17 protein-coding genes and 1 riboswitch are annotated in these 19,861 nt (G+C 33.0%); of the genes, 13 read left to right on the forward strand and 4 right to left on the reverse strand.

The annotated features are described in order from the left end of the window. Positions 1-10 precede the first annotated feature (10 nt). Positions 11-775: an SDR family NAD(P)-dependent oxidoreductase gene (locus tag AOB58_RS09680; protein WP_046465765.1), complete on the forward strand. Its 765-nt coding sequence runs from the start codon at positions 11-13 to the stop codon at positions 773-775. Positions 776-1,001: 226 nt separating this feature from the next. Here the strand turns inward: AOB58_RS09680 and xylE are convergent, their stop codons facing one another. From xylE to AOB58_RS09700, 4 genes are all read right to left on the reverse strand, one after another. Next, complete coding sequence (gene xylE / locus AOB58_RS09685) at positions 1,002-2,450, reverse strand: D-xylose transporter XylE (RefSeq protein WP_021338934.1); 1,449 nt, start codon at positions 2,448-2,450, stop codon at positions 1,002-1,004. 20 nt (positions 2,451-2,470) lie between these two features. After that, the gene (gene xylB / locus AOB58_RS09690; RefSeq protein ID WP_046465766.1) at positions 2,471-3,961 is read right to left on the reverse strand and encodes a xylulokinase; all 1,491 of its coding nucleotides are present in this window, start codon (positions 3,959-3,961) and stop codon (positions 2,471-2,473) included. 5 nt (positions 3,962-3,966) lie between these two features. Beyond that, positions 3,967-5,289, reverse strand: a complete 1,323-nt coding sequence (xylA, locus tag AOB58_RS09695) for a xylose isomerase (protein WP_002506442.1) — start codon at positions 5,287-5,289, stop codon at positions 3,967-3,969. Between the two features lie 143 nt (positions 5,290-5,432). Then, a complete protein-coding gene (locus tag AOB58_RS09700) occupies positions 5,433-6,569 on the reverse strand; it encodes an ROK family transcriptional regulator (RefSeq protein ID WP_046465768.1) in 1,137 nt (378 codons plus the stop codon). Positions 6,570-7,296: 727 nt separating this feature from the next. On the opposite strand from AOB58_RS09700, the gene AOB58_RS09705 reads away from it, so the two are divergent. The 12 genes from AOB58_RS09705 to nrdG all read left to right on the forward strand — a co-directional run bounded on the left by AOB58_RS09705 (position 7,297) and on the right by nrdG (position 19,782). Continuing rightward, positions 7,297-8,730 (forward strand): YhgE/Pip family protein, encoded by a 1,434-nt coding sequence (locus AOB58_RS09705; RefSeq protein ID WP_046465769.1) that lies wholly within the window; start codon positions 7,297-7,299, stop codon positions 8,728-8,730. A gap of 27 nt (positions 8,731-8,757) precedes the next feature. Continuing rightward, positions 8,758-9,219, forward strand: a complete 462-nt coding sequence (locus tag AOB58_RS09710; RefSeq protein ID WP_046465770.1) for a MarR family winged helix-turn-helix transcriptional regulator — start codon at positions 8,758-8,760, stop codon at positions 9,217-9,219. A 155-nt stretch (positions 9,220-9,374) separates the two neighbouring features. Continuing rightward, entirely contained in the window at positions 9,375-9,929 is a 555-nt protein-coding gene (locus tag AOB58_RS09715; protein WP_046465771.1) for a DUF4064 domain-containing protein, read from the forward strand. A 738-nt stretch (positions 9,930-10,667) separates the two neighbouring features. Continuing rightward, positions 10,668-11,591 carry an AEC family transporter gene (locus tag AOB58_RS09720; RefSeq protein ID WP_002506448.1) on the forward strand — a complete coding sequence of 308 codons (924 nt, stop codon included), beginning with the start codon at positions 10,668-10,670 and terminating at the stop codon, positions 11,589-11,591. A gap of 167 nt (positions 11,592-11,758) precedes the next feature. Then, positions 11,759-13,255 carry a xylulokinase gene (gene xylB / locus AOB58_RS09725; RefSeq protein ID WP_046465772.1) on the forward strand — a complete coding sequence of 499 codons (1,497 nt, stop codon included), beginning with the start codon at positions 11,759-11,761 and terminating at the stop codon, positions 13,253-13,255. 162 nt (positions 13,256-13,417) lie between these two features. Next, positions 13,418-13,526: riboswitch (TPP riboswitch) on the forward strand. A 60-nt stretch (positions 13,527-13,586) separates the two neighbouring features. Beyond that, positions 13,587-14,180, forward strand: a complete 594-nt coding sequence (locus AOB58_RS09730; RefSeq protein WP_230622019.1) for a thiamine phosphate synthase — start codon at positions 13,587-13,589, stop codon at positions 14,178-14,180. Next, on the forward strand, positions 14,173-15,297 hold the full coding sequence (locus AOB58_RS09735; protein ID WP_046465773.1) for an NAD(P)/FAD-dependent oxidoreductase: 1,125 nt from the start codon (positions 14,173-14,175) through the stop codon (positions 15,295-15,297). The genes AOB58_RS09730 and AOB58_RS09735 overlap by 8 nt, the downstream gene beginning before the upstream one ends. Then, positions 15,275-15,475: a sulfur carrier protein ThiS gene (thiS, locus tag AOB58_RS09740; RefSeq protein WP_021338918.1), complete on the forward strand. Its 201-nt coding sequence runs from the start codon at positions 15,275-15,277 to the stop codon at positions 15,473-15,475. The genes AOB58_RS09735 and thiS overlap by 23 nt, the downstream gene beginning before the upstream one ends. Before the next feature lies 1 nt (position 15,476). After that, entirely contained in the window at positions 15,477-16,244 is a 768-nt protein-coding gene (locus AOB58_RS09745) for a thiazole synthase (RefSeq protein ID WP_021338917.1), read from the forward strand. Continuing rightward, on the forward strand, positions 16,241-17,242 hold the full coding sequence (locus tag AOB58_RS09750; protein WP_046465774.1) for a ThiF family adenylyltransferase: 1,002 nt from the start codon (positions 16,241-16,243) through the stop codon (positions 17,240-17,242). Before AOB58_RS09745 ends, AOB58_RS09750 begins: the two co-directional genes overlap by 4 nt. Positions 17,243-17,398: 156 nt before the next feature. Further along, on the forward strand, positions 17,399-19,249 hold the full coding sequence (gene nrdD / locus AOB58_RS09755) for an anaerobic ribonucleoside-triphosphate reductase (RefSeq protein ID WP_064783377.1): 1,851 nt from the start codon (positions 17,399-17,401) through the stop codon (positions 19,247-19,249). Continuing rightward, a complete protein-coding gene (gene nrdG / locus AOB58_RS09760; protein WP_046465776.1) occupies positions 19,246-19,782 on the forward strand; it encodes an anaerobic ribonucleoside-triphosphate reductase activating protein in 537 nt (178 codons plus the stop codon). The genes nrdD and nrdG overlap by 4 nt, the downstream gene beginning before the upstream one ends. Positions 19,783-19,861: the final 79 nt, after the last annotated feature.

The following is a 19,861-nucleotide window of genomic DNA, read 5'->3' on the forward strand; positions in this document are numbered from 1 at the left end:
GTGATTTATAGTGCAAAAAAACTTTAATGATTTAAATGGTAAGACTGTTATTGTAACTGGTGGCAACCGAGGTATTGGGCAAAAAATTGCAATCGATTTCGCTCAGTTAGGGGCCAACGTAATCGTTATAGCTAGAGATAAAGATTCATTAGATAAAACGTTAGATATGCTGAATGAATCTAGTGGACAACATACAGTTTATGCGTTGGATATGACTCAAATTGATCAACTTTCAAAAGTGATAGACGATATTATTTCAATATATGAAAAAATTGATGTACTTGTGAATAATGCTGGAATAAATATAAGTAAACCTGCATTTGAAATTGAGGAAAATGATTGGGAAAACGTATTAGACATTAATTTAAAATCATTGTTTTTTATCTCTAAGTTTGTTGGAAAATACATGGCACAAGAACAGAGTGGGAAAATTGTAAATATGGCATCACAAGTTGGATTTGTTGGTTATTATGATAGAGCATCATATGCTTCAAGCAAAGGTGGTGTGATTCAACTAACAAAAGCACTTGCTGTTGAGTGGGCACAATACAATATCAACGTTAATGCCATTGCTCCAACATTTGTAGAAACAGAATTAACAGAGAAGATGTTCAAGAATGAAGCATTTAAAGAAGATGTATTGAATCGTATCTTATTTCATAAAATGCCAAAACCTACAGACATTTCAGGCGCAGTCATATATCTAAGTTCACAATTATCAAATTTTGTTACAGGTGAAACGATCAAAATAGACGGTGGTTGGACAGCGATATAGTTATCTTTCATCATAGATGGACTTCTATAATAAACCATTATTATGTTAAATAAAGTAGCACAAATTTAATAACTTTTCATAAAAAAACACTTTCGCGTAAATTCAATAAATATGAATCTAGCGAAAGTGTTTTTATTAATTTCAATAATTTAGTCTATTTCGTAAAAATATATAATTGTTTTTAAATTAAACTATAGTGGAAATATCTATACATTAACTTCGAATTTTACTGTGCTGAGTTATTACTTTGAACTTCTTCCACATTATTAGAAACTTGTTTATCTTTGTCTTTAATCCAAACTTTTTCTAATTCTTCTAGTGTTTTACCTTTTGTTTCTGGAATGAATTTCCATACGAACAAGCCAGATAAAATACTCATCAGTGCGTAAAATCCATAAGTCATTGTACCGCTAATATCCATCATAGATGGGTAAGTAGAAGTGATTGTAAAGTTTGCTAACCATTGTACTGCGACAGCTATAGCCATCGCGCCACTTCTAATTCTGTTAGGGAATATTTCTGATAATAACACCCAGATAATTGGTCCCCAACTCATCATAAATGATGCAGTATATATAACTAAGAATATTAATGTTGTAATGCCAAACGCGCCATTAGCAGCGAGTGTACTCATTCCGATCATTCCAATTGCCATACCAGTAGAACCGATAATTAATAAAGGCTTACGACCAAATTTATCGACGTATAATATAGCGATAACGGTGAATATTACGTTTACTAATCCCATCACAACAGTTTGTATCATTGAGGTATTCTCACCTGCACCTAAATTTTCAAAAATACGAGGTGCATAATACAATGCCACGTTGATACCGATGAATTGTTGGAAAATAGATAATAAAATACCGATAATAATCACAGTTTTACCAAAACTAAATAATGGTGCTTTTACATCTGTTAGTTTATTTTTAGTTGATAAGATATCGTTTAAAACGTTCTGTGCATGATTTTTAGAAGAGTATATTCTATTTAATACTGTAAGTGCTTCAGTGTTTCTATTATTTAAAGATAAATACCTTGGTGTTTCAGGTACTAAAAATAATAAAAAGAAAAATGCAATTGCTGGTATTGCTTCAGTCATAAACATATAACGCCATCCGATTAGTTCAATCCAGCTTTGAGATTGACCGAAAGTGATACCATAGTTTACAAAATAAACGACTAACATACCAAATATAATAGCGAATTGGTTCCATGAAACAAGTCTCCCTCTTATAGAAGAAGGTGCAATTTCACTAATATACATTGGAGATATTGCAGAGGCTAATCCCACGCCAATTCCACCGATGACACGATATAGATTAAATGTTATCAGTAAAGCAAGACTGGATTCACCTGGTTCAAAAAATAAAAACTCCGGATAGCCTGATAAAAGCGCAGAAACTATAAATAAAATAGCAGCTATTTGTAATGATTTTTTACGACCGAGACGACTTGAGAAACTTGAAGATAACAAGCCACCAATAATACAGCCGATTAAGGCACTAGAAACTGTAATGCCATGGATAAAGCTACCGTAATCTTTAGTTAAATATTTCTGGAGAGATTGTTCAGCACCAGAAATAACTGCAGTGTCATAGCCGAATAACAACCCGCCAAGCGTTGCGATTAAAGCTATTTTAAAGATAAACTTCTTATTATTATAAGTTGACATATATCCATCCCCTTGATAAATCACTTAAATTCACTTAGTTTTTGAGTTACTGGTTGTGTAGCGTTATAGATTGTTTTATAAATATCAAATAAGTTGTGGTATGATTTACTATTTTCTTCAATAGGAGATACTTTTTGATTATATGTAATCCATGATTGACTCATTTCATTGAAAGTATCAAACCACGCTTCACCCATGGCAGCTAACATCGCTGCCCCATAAGCTGGACCCTGTTCTTCAGTTCTTGTGGTAATTGCTGAATCGAAGACATCTGCTTGTATTTGAAGCCATTCTTGATTTTTTGCACCGCCCCCGATAGAAACAATTTCCTTAATGTTAATACCGTTGTTTTTCATAATTTGAATGCTTTCATTTATAGAATATGTGATACCTTCAATAACAGAACGTTTCATATCGAGTTGTGTGGTATTCGCATCCAAACCGATAAAGCTGCCTCTAACTGCCGCGTCATTATGTGGTGTACGTTCACCGAGTAAATAAGGTGTGTACATTAATCCATTCGACCCAACATCAGAATCAGAAATCGTTTTTAAGAATGCAGCAAAATCTGCATCAGGGTCTAGTAGTTGTTTTAACCATTCCAGACTATAACCAGCGGATAAAGTAACTCCCATAATGTATTTTTGATCAGGCACACAGTGATTAAAGTAATGAACATTGCCATCATTTTCATAGTCAGCATTATTTTCAATAGAGAGTGCTACGCCAGAAGTACCAATACTTACCAATTGCTTTTGTTCATCTGTGATACCAGAGCCTAAAGCGCCACATGCGTTATCAGCGCCCCCTTGATAGACATTGATATCCCAATTGATGTTTAAAGATTTTTTCACGTTGTCAGTTAATTGACCACTTTTTTCATGAGAAGCAATGATATCTGGACAAATAGATGTGTCAATATCTAAACTATCTAGTAGTTCAGTAGACCAATTTTCTTCTTTCACGCTAAACATAATTGTACCTGCAGCGTCTGAAGGTTCTGTAAAAATGTTGCCAGTTAATTTATAAACAATGTAATCCTTTGGCAACATGAATTTATGAATTTTGTTGTAATTATCAATTTCATTATTTTTAAGCCACATTAGTTTAGGTAATGTAAATCCTTCTAACACAGTGTTTTGTGTGAATTTCAGTAGTGCGTCGAGACCTAATTTATTTTTGATTTCATCAACTTCATTAGATGTGCGTGTGTCATTCCATAAAATAGCAGGTCTAATGACTGCACCTGCTTGATCAATAACCACTAGGCCGTGCATTTGACCTGAAAAACTAATGCCAGTAATTTCTTTTTGTGCATATTTGTTTAATAAATGTTTTAAACTCTCAATTGTTGCGTCATACCAGATATCTGGATTCATTTCACTGTATCCAGATTTAGGATGCAGCGTATGATAAGAGACGCTGTATGAATCTACAACGTCTCCATTTTTATTAACAACAATAGACTTTAAGGAACTTGTACCAATATCTATACCGATTACATAAGTCATTTTTATCAGTCTCCATTATTAATGTTTAAAATATATTGATTCATTTGAGCTTTAATTACTTCTAAACGATCAGAAGTATTATCAATCTCATTAATGTTGAAAGCATATTCCTCTAATTCTTTAAATGAAGTATTACCTTCAACTATTTTTTTACCAATACCTTCAGCAAAAGATTTATATTTTTCATCTACAATATTTTCAAAGAAATTATCTTCAATCATTTTGTGTGCTACTTTTAAACCAAGTGCAAATGTATCCATACCAGCGATATGCGTTAAAATTAAATCTTCTTGTTTGAATGAAGTTCTTCTTGGCTTAGCATCGAAGTTCAAACCACCTGGATTTAATCCACCATTTTTTAAGATTTCGTACATTGCTAATGTTGTATCATAGACGTCAGTAGGGAATTCGTCTGTGTCCCAACCTAATAGTGGGTGACCTTGGTTTGCATCTACTGAACCTAATAAATCATTATCACGTGCATATCTTAATTCATGTTGGAAAGTGTGACCAGCTAATGTTGCATGGTTTGCTTCAATATTGAATTTGAATGTTTTATCTAAGTCATATTTTTGTAAGAAAGCATGTGAAGTCGCAACATCAGTATCATATTGGTGTGTTGTAGGTTCTTTTGGTTTAGGTTCAATTAAGAATTGTCCTGTATAACCAATTTCTTCTGCATAGCTTTTAGCCAATTTTAAGAAATTAGCTAAGTTGTCTAACTCTAATTTCATGTCTGTGTTTAGTAAACTTTCATAACCTTCACGTCCGCCCCAGAAAACAAAGTTTTCAGCGCCTAATTTTTTAGCGATTTCTAATGATTTCTTAACTTTTGCAGCGGCATATGCGAAAACTTCAGCGTTAGAAGAAGTTGCTGCACCATGTACGAAACGTTCGTGTGTAAAGTTGTTTGTCGTATTCCAAAGTAATTTTTTACCAGTTTGATCCATTTTTTCTTTAATAAGGTCTACAATGATATCTAAATTTTCATTAGATTCTTTTAATGTTGCACCTTCTGGAGCGATATCTATATCGTGGAAACAGAAATAATCAATACGTGTTTTTTCCATAAATTCGAAAATTGCATCAACTCTTGCTTTAGCTTTATCCATGTCACTTAAGTTATCCCAATCACGTTCAGCTGTACCAACACCGAATGGGTCAGATAAGTCAGCTGTAAATGTATGCCAATAAGCCACACCAAATCTTAGGTGTTCTGCCATTGTTTTGTCGCCTACTTTTTCTTCGGGATTATAATATTTAAAACTAAAAACATTATTTGATTTAGGACCTTCGTAATTTACTTTATCAATATTGAAATATGTCATGATAATCCTCCTATAACTAGTTGGTTAGTTTATTAAACAAACTAACTTTAGAGATAATATAGCACGGAAAATTATTTTTGTAAACGCTTTCTAAAATATTTCAAAAATAACCCTTCTACAAAAATGTAAAAGGGTGTGCTTGTTTAGTTAGATTTTAATTGAATATCATCAATGTTTAATAATTTCTGCATAATTGCGATTGAGCCACCTAATAAGGTTGCGTGTTTCACATTCGTAGTAAGATTGAGTTGTACGGAATGAGTCGAATATTGATGTAGCTGTGTTTTAATCGAATCTAAAATAATAGGTAATTCATTGATTAATGTGCAGTTAACATAAATCATATCCGGATTAAATTGCGTATTTAAATTGTGAACTAATACTGCAATTTTAGTTGTAAAATATTCAATTTCTTGAATAACAATATCATTATGTTGATGATAAAGTTCGATAAGTTCTGAAAGTGATATATTTTGTTCAAATTTATTACTAATACTTTGAATTAATGCTTCTTGAGAGCAAATATTTTCAATTGTGTTGTATGTTTCACCATTTTGAAGAACGAGCGTTTTACCGATTTCGCCAGCTTCACCATTAGAGCCACGATATAATTTTTTATCGATGATTAAACCTGCACCAATGCCTTTGTGAATACTTAGAGCAATTAAATTTCTCATTTCTGAATTACTATGGATGCTTCTTTCATAAATTGCAGATAAGTTTGCTTCGTTTTCAATAATTACTGGGGCTCGAGTCAGTGATCTTAACTCATCTGTAATGGAAATGTCTTCACTTTCATGGAAGGGAAGGTGAATAATAGTTTGATTGTGATCTACAATACCGTGAATTGAGACAGACATGCCCAACAAGCCATAGGAAGTATCATAGCTTTCAGAAGTAGGTATATTTGTTTTTAATATAGCCAAGATGCTACTCACTTTTTTGTCAGGTAAGTTATATGATTCATGTTTTAACACGGTACCATCAAAATAATTGTACATTAATTCTACAGAGCTATATGTTAAATCCATAGAAATATAATAGCCATAATGTTTGTTGATTTTTAGGAGGATTGGTTTGCGTCCTCCGCTTTTCGTACTATTACCTTCGCCCACTTCAATGACTAAGGATTTCTTTTTCAAAGCATTTAATATATTAGAAATAGTGGCTTTATTGATTTCTAAATTCTTAGATATCTGAGTGCGTGAAATATTATGATTATTGAAGATTTGTTTTAATACACGTCTTTCATTCATACTGATTTTTAAATTATTTTCCATTTTTTAATTACCTCTTATAAGTTTAAACAGGGTTTAAATGCGATTTTTGTCTAATATTACAACAGTGTAACACATTACACCAAAGTTATAGATTATAGATAAAGTTATGTTAGCAAGTAATATTAGTGATACAAGTCTTATATTATATATTATAGTAGACAGATTAAAAAAATGGTAATTATGAAGAAAAAACATAAAAATAATCTAAACATTTTTATGTTTAGATTATTTTAGAGTGTCGACAAAACCTCCGACTTTGTTGGCAATTGTTATATGCAAGATTTCCGCTGGCATATCCTGTAGTATCCATCTAGCACTTTATTAACTAGTTATGAGACGGCCTAAATCACTGTCATTCTTAAAAAATTATTATAATCAATTATCCATTTTTTGAATTTATATAGAAGAAAAAGCAAACGAAAATAAATATATAACTGAATCAATGAAAAATTCCTTCAATATATACTTCCATTAAACTGAGCTAAGTTAGCATAAAGATATTTTTAGATTTCGCTAATATTTTATGATTGACAAGTTATTTTCAAGAGCGTATTATATAAAAATGTACATGGGGTGTACTGTATAAATAAAAACACTCCACATATTTAAAAAATAGATGAATTCAAGGATTAACACTCACCATAACGCAATGTTTATAGCGTTTGGGATTATTTTCAAACTAATAGTACGTGGGGTGTACAATTTTAAAAAGAAAGGTAGATAGTAAATGTTTAATGAATTTAAATTTATATTCAGAAATAAAATGTTGATCGTATCTCTTATAGCCATAGCGCTTATCCCTCTAATTTATGTGGCACTATTTGTAGGCTCAATTTGGGACCCATATGATAAGACAGATCAATTGGAAATATCTATTGTAAATCAAGACGAATCAGCCAAATTAAATGGTGAAAAAATAACAATTGGCGATGATTTAGTAGATGAATTAAAAGATAATGAGGATTTTAAATTCCAAGCAGTTTCCGAGAAAAAAGCTGCACATGAATTGGAAAAAGGTAATAGTGTGGGAACAATTATTGTACCTAAAGACGCATCTAAAAATGCAACGACATTACTAGATGAAAACCCTAAAAAAATTAATTTAGAAACGCAAGTTAATCCGGGATCAAGTTACACGGGTAGTCAAACTGCTCAGAAAGCAATTGATACAGTAACAGACACAATTAAAGATGATATTCGTGAAAATTACTTAACTGAAATATTTGCGAGTACGAAAAAATCACAAGATGGTTATCAAGATACATCTGACGCACTAGGCGAAATGTCTAATGCAGAGTCACAATTAATTGATGGTAATCAGCAAGTCAGTGATGGCTTGCAACAATTAGTCCCAGCGGTAGGACAACCTGCACAGCAATTATTATCAGGTAATGACCAAGTTACTGATGGTTTAAATCAATTACAGGAAAATAATGATCAATTAAAAGCTAAGTTAGATGAAGCAATCACGAGTCAGCAAGATGTTTCACTTGAAGATGACAATGAAAAAGCATTAAATAATGTAACGAAAATAAATGAAAATAATCCTACTGAGGCTGACAATTATGGCGAAACAATTGTACCTTATATGGCGAGTGTAAGTTTATTTGTTGGAGCAGTGTCATTTAGTGCGATTTATCCATTGAGAAAAACATTAAACAAAGGCGTTTCCTCAACTAAACAAGCGCTTGGTAAGCTATTACTTTATCTACTGCAAGGTAGTTTATCAGCATTGTTTATGAGTAGTTGGGTTATATTTGCATTCAATATGTCGATTGACAACGTAGGCCAGTTCCTATTAGTGAGCTTCTTATGGGCTATTGCTGCAATAACGATTACGTCATTCTTAGCATTATTCTTGGATAGAATTGGATTATTCTTATCCATGTTATTACTCATATTACAATTGAGTTCAAGTGAAGGTATGTTCCCAATTGAACTTTCAGCCAGTTTCTTTAGATGGATTCATCCATTTTCTCCAATGTCCTATGCGATTCAAGGATATAGAGAAGCAATCTTTACCAATGCTGGACACTTTGACTTTAGTTTCATTGTAATACTATTAAGTGCTATTATTATTGGAATGATATTATTACAATTCTTAGTGCTATTATGGTTTAACAAGAGAGAAAAAGTTCCGTTTTCAGTGGAATTTAAATAAAGCTAAAGCAATATAGGGGTGAAAAGTATGGAAAATGAAAACATCAATCAAACGATAGAAGAAGCCATTACCAAATTTCAGTTTGTTATGTTGCATTTAAATAAAGAAATTGTAGAAATGATAAAGGAAACAGGTTTAGGTAATTTTCTATCAAGAGAACAAATTGAAGCAATGAGAATAATACAAACTGAAGGTAAAGTGACGATTAATGAACTTGCAATGTTGCAAAATATATTTAAAACGGCAGCTTCTAAACGTATCGTTAAATTAGAAGAAATGGGCTACGTTGAAAGAGCCTATACAGATAATAAACGTATTAAATTAGTTAAACTCAGTACAGAAGGGGAGACTTTTTTAAAAAAAGCAAATTCAGTTATGATTGAAGCTGTTAAAGAACGTATAGGTGACAAATTTACAACAGATGAAGTACATGAGTTTGTAGACCAATTGTCGCGTCTTAATGACGCATTTAAAGCACATAAAAACTGACAAAAAAGACTCGCATACAATGCGAGCTTTTTTGTTATTATATTATTTATTATTTCAAACATATTTTGTTTATAATGAATAGACTTAAATATTAACAATTAGTATAATTAGCATTGTAATTGAAGCGAATAAATAGAAATAGGAGGCGCACGATTATGATAAAAAGAACAACTGAACGCGTACTCACATGGATAGGTATTGCATTGCAATTAATTGGTGTAGTTCTTATCGCAGTTTTCATACCAATGATAGGTAACAATGAGGTGAAAGAAACAGTCATTCAACAAATGATGGCAGATGATCCAAGCTTCTCATATGAAGATGGTACAAATATCTTCGGTATGTTGAGTAGTTTATTAACAGCAGGCTTGGTTTTATCTATAGTAATTTTAATCATTGCAATCATTGGTGCTATTCTAATAAATAAAAAAGCTAAAGCAGCCGGAATCTTACTTATTCTAGTAGGTGTCATTTCATTCTTAGGAAACTGGATAAATGCGATATTATGGATTGTTGCAGGTGTTATGTTATTAGTAAGGAAACCAAAACAACCGATTCATGGTGAAGGTGAAATGTATAATGACAATAAACAAGATGCAGTGAATGAGTCATATGAAAGATCTAACTCTAATCAAGATCAAGATTTAAAAGACTTTGATGATTTAGATGGAAAAACGAAACAAAATCATAATGATCCATATAAATACTAATTAAACTCGACAATTAAATAGATCAAAAACAAACTAGGTTTCCAGATGATTGGAAACCTAGTTTTCAAATTATAAATAAAATAGACATATTATAGTCATATTCACATTCATAAAACCATAAAAAATATGTTATATTTTAATAAAGAGCTATTCAATTAAATTAATTGTTATCAGACTATTTTCTGATATTAAAATGGGGTGAAAAATATGATGATGGTAATTGGAATGCTATTACCTATTTTGGTAGTTGGATTTATAGTGATGTCAGTGTTAGAAGAGAAAAAAAGAAATCGCAAGAAATAAAATATTAAGTATTTGGAAGAAACACTAAACTTAGAATACTTAATTACAAAATAGAGCTAATTTCCGCGTGAAATTGGCATTTTACCCAAAGGTTAGCCTTACCTCTTAGTGAAGGAAGACTGGCAGAAGTCTAATTCTCGACTCAGTATGTGGAAATCATAGTGGTTTGGATATATTTTTTTCAGATGACCAAGTTAAAAAAGAGTCTAGATTTCAGAATCTTAAAAATGAAATCCCATACATAAAATGTTTATAAAACAACGGATTGTTTCACGTTAAACAATCCGTTTTTTATTTCATACGTAAATATAAAGATGAAAAATATTTTATTAGTCAGACAAACAGTAAATTAATTAATATTCTGCTATCATAAACTATAATAATTAATTTATATAAATCTAATTCATATATGATTTTGAACAAAGGGGGAATATAATGAGTGAGATGTTGTATATTTTACAAACTGTACTTTTACCTATTTTTATCATGATTTTTTTAGGGTTTATTTTACAAAAGAAATTCACATTAGATTTAAAGACGCTAGCTAAATTAAATATATATGTATTTGTACCAGGGTTTATATTTGTGAAGTTTTATAAAACAGATTTCGCTATAAAGCTTTTATTTTACATAGTCATTTTCTTTATTTTGTATATGGTCGTCCTATATATAATTGGTAAGCTGTTGTCTACTATTCGTAAAACAGATAAAGGGGAAGCAACAACGTTGACGAATAGTATTCTGTTTTTCAATTCAGGCAACTATGGCGTTCCAGTTAATGATTTAGTGTTTAAAGGCGATCCATTAGCTATGTCTGTGCAAGTTATTGTATTGTCATTACAAAATATATTCACTTTTTCATATGGAATTTTTGCGATTCAGTCGTTGCAAATAGGGAAATTACAGGCGCTACTTGGATATTTTAAAATGCCAGTTTTATACGCTTTGGTGTTAGCTATTATTTTAAATTATAATAATGTGCCAATACCAGAATTTATTTGGACGCCAGCAAATTACGTGGCGGATGCAATGATTGCTGTTGCATTATTATTGCTAGGGGCTCAAATTGCGAATATTAAATTCAGCTTTAAATGGTCAATTTCTTATATTTATATATTTGTGAGACTAGTTATTGGTCCACTTATTGCTTTAGTGATTATTAAATTACTTGGTTTAGAAGGCGTGATTGCACAAACGTTATTTATCGCTTCTGCTATGCCAACATCGGTAAATAGTTCAGTTATTGCGCAAGAATATGATAACCACCCAGAACTTGCTGCGCAATTGGTCTTCTTATCAACACTATTAAGTGCAGTAACAGTAGTCATCGTCATCTATTTTTCTAGAATTTTATTTTAAATATCTAGACAATCTAATGGAGCGGGAATATGAAATCATAATTTGATTTCATATTCCCGCTCTCTTTTTTAGAATTTTGATTTATTTATCGGGCGTGTTATAAATAGGTCGTATATCACATATTACGAAATAAAAATTTAAAATCTATTTATAAAGGACCGATTAAATTGACTGATGCAGTGTTAGGTATTGATATTGGAACAAGCTCTGTTAAAGTAATAGCAGTAAATAGACATGGTAAAGTTTTACAGAGTGAAAGCGAATCTCTAGACATCATACAGCCACAAAATGGGTTTAATGAACAACATCCAGAAGCGTGGTTTGAAGCAACTAAACGATGTATTAAGCGATTAATGGTGACAGATGAAGTTAAGCATATGCATATTAGCGGACTATCACTTTCAGGACAAATGCATAGTTTGGTGATATTGGACGATAATGGCGAACCACTACGAAATGCAATTCTTTGGAACGATACAAGGACTACACCTCAATGTGAAGTTATTAGAGAAAAACTAGGTGATTATGTGTTAGATAATCCTGTATTAGAAGGTTTTACCCTTACGAAATTATTATGGATAAAGGAAAATGAACCTGAACATTGGCGCAATACGAAAGTGTTTTTATTACCTAAGGATTATGTTCGATTCAAATTAACTGGCAAGTTAAATATGGAATATTCAGATGCCTCAAGTACATTATTATTTGATCATAAGTGCAAAGCTTGGGATGAAAATATTGGTGAACAATTTGATATTCATAATATTTACCCTAAACTTGTAGCTTCACATAAATTAGTTGGTTATATGGACGAGAAGATAGCAACAGAACTCGGACTAAATGGGCAAGTGGCTGTTATTGCAGGTGGTGGTGATAATGCATGTGGAGCGCTTGGTGCGGGAATGATTAAAACCAATGAAACACTTTGTAGTATTGGCACTTCAGGCGTGGTCTTATCATGTGAAAGTGAAAAACATACGGAGTATCGCCGGAATATGCATTATTTTAATCATGCTTTAGAAGATATGGCTTATGTTATGGGCGTGACACTTGCTGCTGGTGACAGTTTGCAGTGGCTACGCCGAAATATATTAGGACATTTAAGCTATGATGAAATCATTACCATGGCGAGTCAATCACAGGTTGGCAGTAATGGATTATTATTCACACCATATCTATCGGGAGAACGCACGCCACATGGGGATTCCAACATCAGAGGGAGCTTTATAGGTTTAAGTGGCTTACATAGTAGTGGTGACATGGCACGGGCAGTTATTGAAGGTATAACCTTTTCTTTATTCGAGTCGATAAAATATTTACGCGATTGTGGTAAAGATATTCAACATATCGTGTCTATCGGTGGCGGTGCAAAAAGCGACTTTTGGTTACAATTACAAGCCGATATATTTAATGCTGAAATTAGTAAATTGAAGTATGAAGAAGGGCCTTGTATGGGTGCGGCAATCTTGGCTGTATGTGGTCTAGGATGGTATGAAAGTATCGAAGCGGCTACAAAGCAATTTATACGTTATGAAAAATCTTTTAAACCAGATAGTGAGAAACACAAACAATATATGCAATATTTTGCTTTATATCAAAGTGTATATCGACAAACTCAAAGTCTTACAGCTAGTTTACTAGAAATATCTAAAAGTAAAAAATAGTTACTAGTTGAATTATTTAAAAATAAGTAATAGTATCTACTTTAACACTTAAAAACAACTTAAATTATAATGCCACTTGAAATAATCAATGGAATAGGTTAAGTTGTATGTAATAATTCTTCAACACATATTTAATAATTATTATAAAAATTAAATAGCTTAAATAACCACTGGAAGTGCCTTGCATAAGGCTGAGACCGAAGTAGTAACTTGGGAATTCCTTGAACCTGATCCAGTTTGTACTGGCGTAGGAAAGTGGCGTTATAAACATGCGAATTCGTTAATCCAACGTCATTTTTCTTACCAGAAAAATGACGTTTTTTTATTTGGGGTGAAAACATTGTTTATAGCAATTACACAGTATAAGTATTTAAATGCAGTAGAAATTAAGCAGTATATCAAAATAGAGCAGTTTATAGACTATTTAATTATCAGAACACCAATGGAGACGGCTGAATTGATTGATTGGGTTCATTTGCTTAATCAATCCGGCTTTCCTAAAAGTAAAATAATTATTCATGACAATTTAACTGTATTAACACGATGCAAGTTACGTGCTATTCATTTTAAAGAAAAAGATGAGCGCATAGCGGACTTTAAATATAATCATCCAGACATCCAAGTTAGTATGTCTACACACGACACAAAACATATAGCGCAAGCAGAAGCATTACAGTTAGCATTTGTCTTATATGGACATATTTTTAAAACCAATTCCAAACCGAATCAACATCCAAGGACAGAAAATGAAATAAATAAAGCGTTAAAATTCAATATCCCAATTATCGCTTTAGGCGGTATCAATACACAAACTTTAAAAGAGCTACCTAATGGATTCAAAGGCATTGCAGGGATTTCCATTTTTGCGCAACAAAACGTAAATGAAATCAAACAGCTGAAGGAGGATTGGCAGACGTATGTATGATGTCATAATCATTGGCTCTGGTGTAATGGGTATGTCAATCGCGAGAGAATTAAGTAAATCAGATATCAAAATTGCTGTGATAGATCGTGATATACCAGGGAAACATGCTTCATTTAAAGCTGGAGGAATGCTTGGTGCTCAAAATGAATTTACTGAAGACAGTGATTTGTTTCATATAGCACGACAGGCTCAAGAAATGTTCGAGCCACTGAGGGATAGTTTGCTAGATGAAGTAGGCTTAGATATTGAATATCTGGATAGTGGTTTAATTAAAATCGCAAGCAGTATTGATGATAACGCAAGTGTTGAAAAGCAATATAAATTTCTGCAGCAATACAACCGAGCTGTGGAATTATTGCCTGCAAAGTCACTGAAAGAAAGAACGAATGGCAACGTAATATCAGACAAGTTATCCGCAATGTATATACCGAATGATAATCAAATCAATGCCAATAAATACACGAAAGCGTTATTAAAATCGTTAGAACAACGGGGCATTCACCGTATTTACAACACAGAAGTTAGTGACATAACACCATTAAATCCAGGCTATCGTGTGGTAACCGACACAGATGTGTTAACTGCGGAAAAGGTAGTGGTCGCTGGAGGAGCTTGGAGTGGAAAATTATTGAGTCACTACATGCCAAACATTAGTGTTACAGGAGTTAAAGGTGAAGTGTTACTTGTAGAGCATCCAAATCTGTCTTTAGAAACAACGTTATTTACTACAAATGGTTGTTACGTTGTTCCAAAAATGAAAAATCGTTATTTAATTGGAGCCACAAGTTATTTTGATGATTATTCAGTAGGTGTTTCTCAATTAGGGAAAAAATGGTTGTTACAACAGGCTACGATGCATATTCCTAACTTAAGAGATGGTAAATTAATCAATCAATGGTCAGGCATTAGACCTTATACCTCAGGTGAAAAACCCATTATGGATGAAGTAGCTAAACATTTATTTATCATTTCAGGACATTATCGCAATGGCATTTTACTATCACCTTACGTTGGAAAATGGATGGGCGATTGGATTCAGTATGATCGTAAGCCGGAACAATTTGCAGATTTTATAATTGAAAGGGGTAAGACCAATGAAGTGCATTATAAACGGTGACAACTTTACTTTTGATAGGGCATTAAGTATTCAGGAAGTGATTCAAGAACTAGATTTGGATGAAACGCGTATGATTGTGGAACATAATGAACAATTAATTCAGAGAGAACAATTTTCAAAGCATAAGGTTACGGATGACGATCGTTTGGAATTATTAGAATTTGTAGGAGGCGGATAACATGTTCAAGATAGGCGAATTTAAGTTAAATTCAAGATTATTATTAGGAACAGGGAAATTTGATAGTGAAGCGATACAAACTGAAGCAATCGAGGCGTCAGGGACAGAGGTTTTGACCTTTGCAGTACGTCGAATGAATTTATATGATAAAAAGTTACCCAATCCATTAGCGAAAGTAGACTTATCTAAATTCATTACTTTTCCTAATACTGCCGGGGCCAAATCAGCAGAAGAAGCAGTCCGCATAGCTGAAATCGCAAATCATGCAGGTGTCTGTGACATGATAAAAGTAGAAGTTATAGGAGACGATGAAACGTTATTACCCGACCCGTTAGAAACGTATAAAGCTTGTGAAATCTTGTTAGATAAAGGTTATACAGTTTGTCCTTATATTTCTAATGATGTGGTATTAGCAAAACGATTAGAAGATTTAGGTGTGCATGCAATTATGCCACTCGCATCACCGATAGGCACGGGAAGAGGTATTAATAATCCTTTGAATTTACGTTATATAATCGAAAAAGTAAATGTTCCTGTCATAGTTGATGCGGGTATTGGTTCTCCTAAAGATGCCTGTCATGCAATGGAACTCGGAGCAGATGGTATCCTACTTAATACGGCAATATCTAGCGCACAAAATCCAGTGAAAATGGCGGAAGCGATGAAATTAGGTATTCATGCAGGTAGGTTGAGTTATGAAGCGGGAAGAATACCAGTGAAATACACAGCACAAGCTTCAAGCCCTACTGAAGGTATAGGGTTCCTATGACACAACGCTATGATCGTCAAATGCGTTATGAACCATTTGGTAAATATGGACAAGCGCAATTGCAACAGACACATGTCATGATTATGGGCGCAGGTGCGCTTGGAAGCCAATGTGCAGAGTTGTTAACTCGAATGGGTGTTGGTCAGCTCACTATTATCGATATGGATATTGTAGAAGAATCCAATTTACACAGACAGGCTACTTATGTTGAAGCAGATACCACGCAAATGCTGCCTAAAGTAGAAGCGTTAAAAGTACATCTTGGACAAATTAATAGTGAAGTTCAAGTACAGGCGTTATATCAAGAGATTACAAATACAAATATAGAAGCATTACTCTGTCAACATCAACCTGATATCGTACTGGATGGAATGGATCATTTTGCGATTAGGTATTTGATTAATGAAGTTTGTCATAAATTAGGTGTGCCATGGATTTATGGAGCAGCTGTAGGCAGTAAGGGTACAGTATATGCCATTGATTATCATGGGCCATGCTTAAAATGTATGCTTGGTACAACGCCATCTACAGGGGAAAGTTGCGCAATAAATGGTGTACTTCCTCCAGTGATTCATCAAGTGGCAAGCATGGAAGTATCAGAGTTATTAAGGTGGCTGTCTGGAAAAGGTTTTTCTAGAAAGTTAACAACGATGGACTGCTATACGATGCAGTATAAAACACTTAATATAGATACATTAAAAAACAATAACTGCCCTATCTGTAACGAAGGAAATTATGAATATCTCAACATGGCTCAACAAAATTCTATTGAAAAACAGTGCGGTAATGTATTTCTATTGAGATTTACTCCTCAAATATTTAAATATACAGATTTACTACCAGTGAAAGTCATGAAAAGTAATTATTTCGCTAAAATGATATCTTATCGAGATTATGAAATAACGCTATTTAAAGACGGCAGAATGAACGTGTATGGTATTGAAAATGAAGACCAAGCTGTAGCATTATATGAAGAATTTCTAAAATGCTTAAAGTAATAAATAAGTTAATGCATTTATTGGAAAAACAAACTAAAGTTCATGAAATGTTTAAAAATATATGACAAATTCGTTAACGTAGATGTTCATATTTGAATCACTATATATAGTGTTATAAATTAAAATAAAGCACAATATATAGTAAAGAGGGATAATGTGAATAAACTTGAAACGAATTTAAAAGATCTTATTACTAAAGATCCTACAGTAGTTAATGAAAATGCCAATAAAGATAGTTCTACATTTTCAACAATGAGAGATTTAACGGCGGGAGTAGTTTCTAAATCATATGCATTGGACTATTTACTGCCAAAGCATGTGGCTGAAGCGCATAAACAGGGAGATATTCATTTTCATGATTTAGATTATCATCCTTTTCAACCATTAACGAATTGTTGTTTAATCGATGCTGAAAGTATGTTAGAAGACGGTTTTCAAATAGGTAACGCAACAGTGACTTCACCGAAATCGATTCAAACAGCATCTGCGCAGTTAGTACAGATTATTGCGAATGTATCGAGTAGTCAGTATGGCGGTTGCACAATTGATAGAGTCGATGAATTGTTAAGTAAGTACGCTCAATTTAATGAGCAAAAACACCGCAAAGTTGCAGGAAAATTTGTAAATGCAGCGGATATTGATACATATGTGGATAATCAAGTGACACAAGATATAGGTGATGCTATTGAGAGTTTAGAGTATGAAATTAATACTTTATATACATCTAATGGACAGACGCCATTTGTAACACTGGGATTTGGACTCGGTATAGATAAATATAGCCGTAAAATTCAGCAAGCAATTTTTCACACGCGTATTAAAGGATTAGGTAAAGACTGCATTACCGCAATTTTTCCTAAATTAGTATTTTCCATCAAAAAAGCTGTGAATTTCAGTGAATCAGATCCCAATTATGATATTAAACAACTTGCGCTAGAATGTTCTACAAAGCGTATGTACCCAGATATTTTAAATTATGATAAAACTGTGGAATTGCTAGGCGATTTCAAAGCACCGATGGGATGTCGTTCATTTTTACCTGCATGGAAAAATGAAGCAGGTGAATATGAAAATAATGGTAGATGTAAACTTGGGGTAGTGACACTCAATGTACCACGCATTGCATTAGAATCTGATGGAGATATAGAACTATTTTGGAAATTATTCCATGAACGCATGAATATCATGCATGATACGTTAGTGTATCGTTTAGAGCGAATAGCAGAAGCAACACCTGATAATGCTCCTATTTTATATAAAAATGGTGCATTTAAACATCGCTTAACAGACAGTGATAGTGTGATGGACCTATTTAAAGGTCAACGTGCAACATTATCTATGGGTTATATCGGTTTATATGAAGCGGCTACAGTATTCTTTGGTCCGAATTGGGAAAGTAAGTCCAAAGGCAAAGCATTTACGTTAGCTATTTTAAAAGCCATGAAAGTTTATCAACTACGTTGGACTGAAAAATACGATGTGTGGTTCAGCATATATAGTACACCAAGTGAATCTTTAACAGATAGATTTTGCAGATTAGATCGAGAAAAATTTGGTGACGTTGTTGACATTACAGATAAAGGCTACTACCAAAATTCATTCCATTATGATGTACGTAAAGACATTACACCATTTAAGAAAATTGATTTTGAAAAAGATTATCCTGTATATGCGAGCGGTGGGTATATTCACTATTGCGAGTATCCAAAGCTCAATCATAATTTGAAAGCTTTGGAAGCGGTTTGGGATTATTCCTATGACAAGGTGAGCTATCTAGGGACGAACATTCCTATCGATCATTGTCGTAAATGTGATTTTAAAGGAGATTTTAAAACAACGGCTAAAGGTTATCAATGTCCTGAATGTGGTAATGATGACCCAACAACTGTAGATGTCGTTAAACGAACTTGCGGTTATTTAGGCAATCCTGTACAACGGCCGACAATTGAAGGTCGTCATAAAGAAATGTGTGCACGTGTTAAACACTTGAAAGATGCGACATTATGAAAAACTTAGAAATCACTAAGGGACAAGGTTATATTGCCAAAATAGAAGCGCAGAGCTTTGTTGATGGCGAAGGGGTTAGATGCAGTATGTACATTTCTGGTTGTCCTTTTGCTTGTAAAAATTGTTATAACAAAGCTGCTCAAAATTTTAGATACGGAGAACGTTTTAATGAAACTATTCTAGAAGAAATTATGGATTATTGCGAACCTGATTATATTTCAGGTTTAAGCATTTTAGGTGGTGAACCTTTTTGCAATTTAGATATTACTTTAAAATGTGCCCAAGTATTGAGGCAACGTTTTGGTAATTCCAAATCGTTATGGGTATGGACAGGATTTTTATATGAATATTTAGTTCAAGATACTGCTGAGAGAAGGGCATTACTTGAGCTCATCGATGTATTAGTAGATGGGCCTTTTATCAATCATTTGTTTCAACCTAACTTACCTTATAAAGGTTCATTAAATCAACGCATTATTGATGTACCAACTTCATTGAGCACAGGTAAACGATGTGAATATATTACGACTTAAAAAAGAACTTAATTTTTTATATATTAACTCGGTTACGTAAGCGAATTAGTATTAATATAGTAAGAAGTTTCCTAATATA

The organism is Staphylococcus sp. AntiMn-1 (genome assembly GCF_001663395.1).
Classification (GTDB): domain Bacteria; phylum Bacillota; class Bacilli; order Staphylococcales; family Staphylococcaceae; genus Staphylococcus; species Staphylococcus equorum.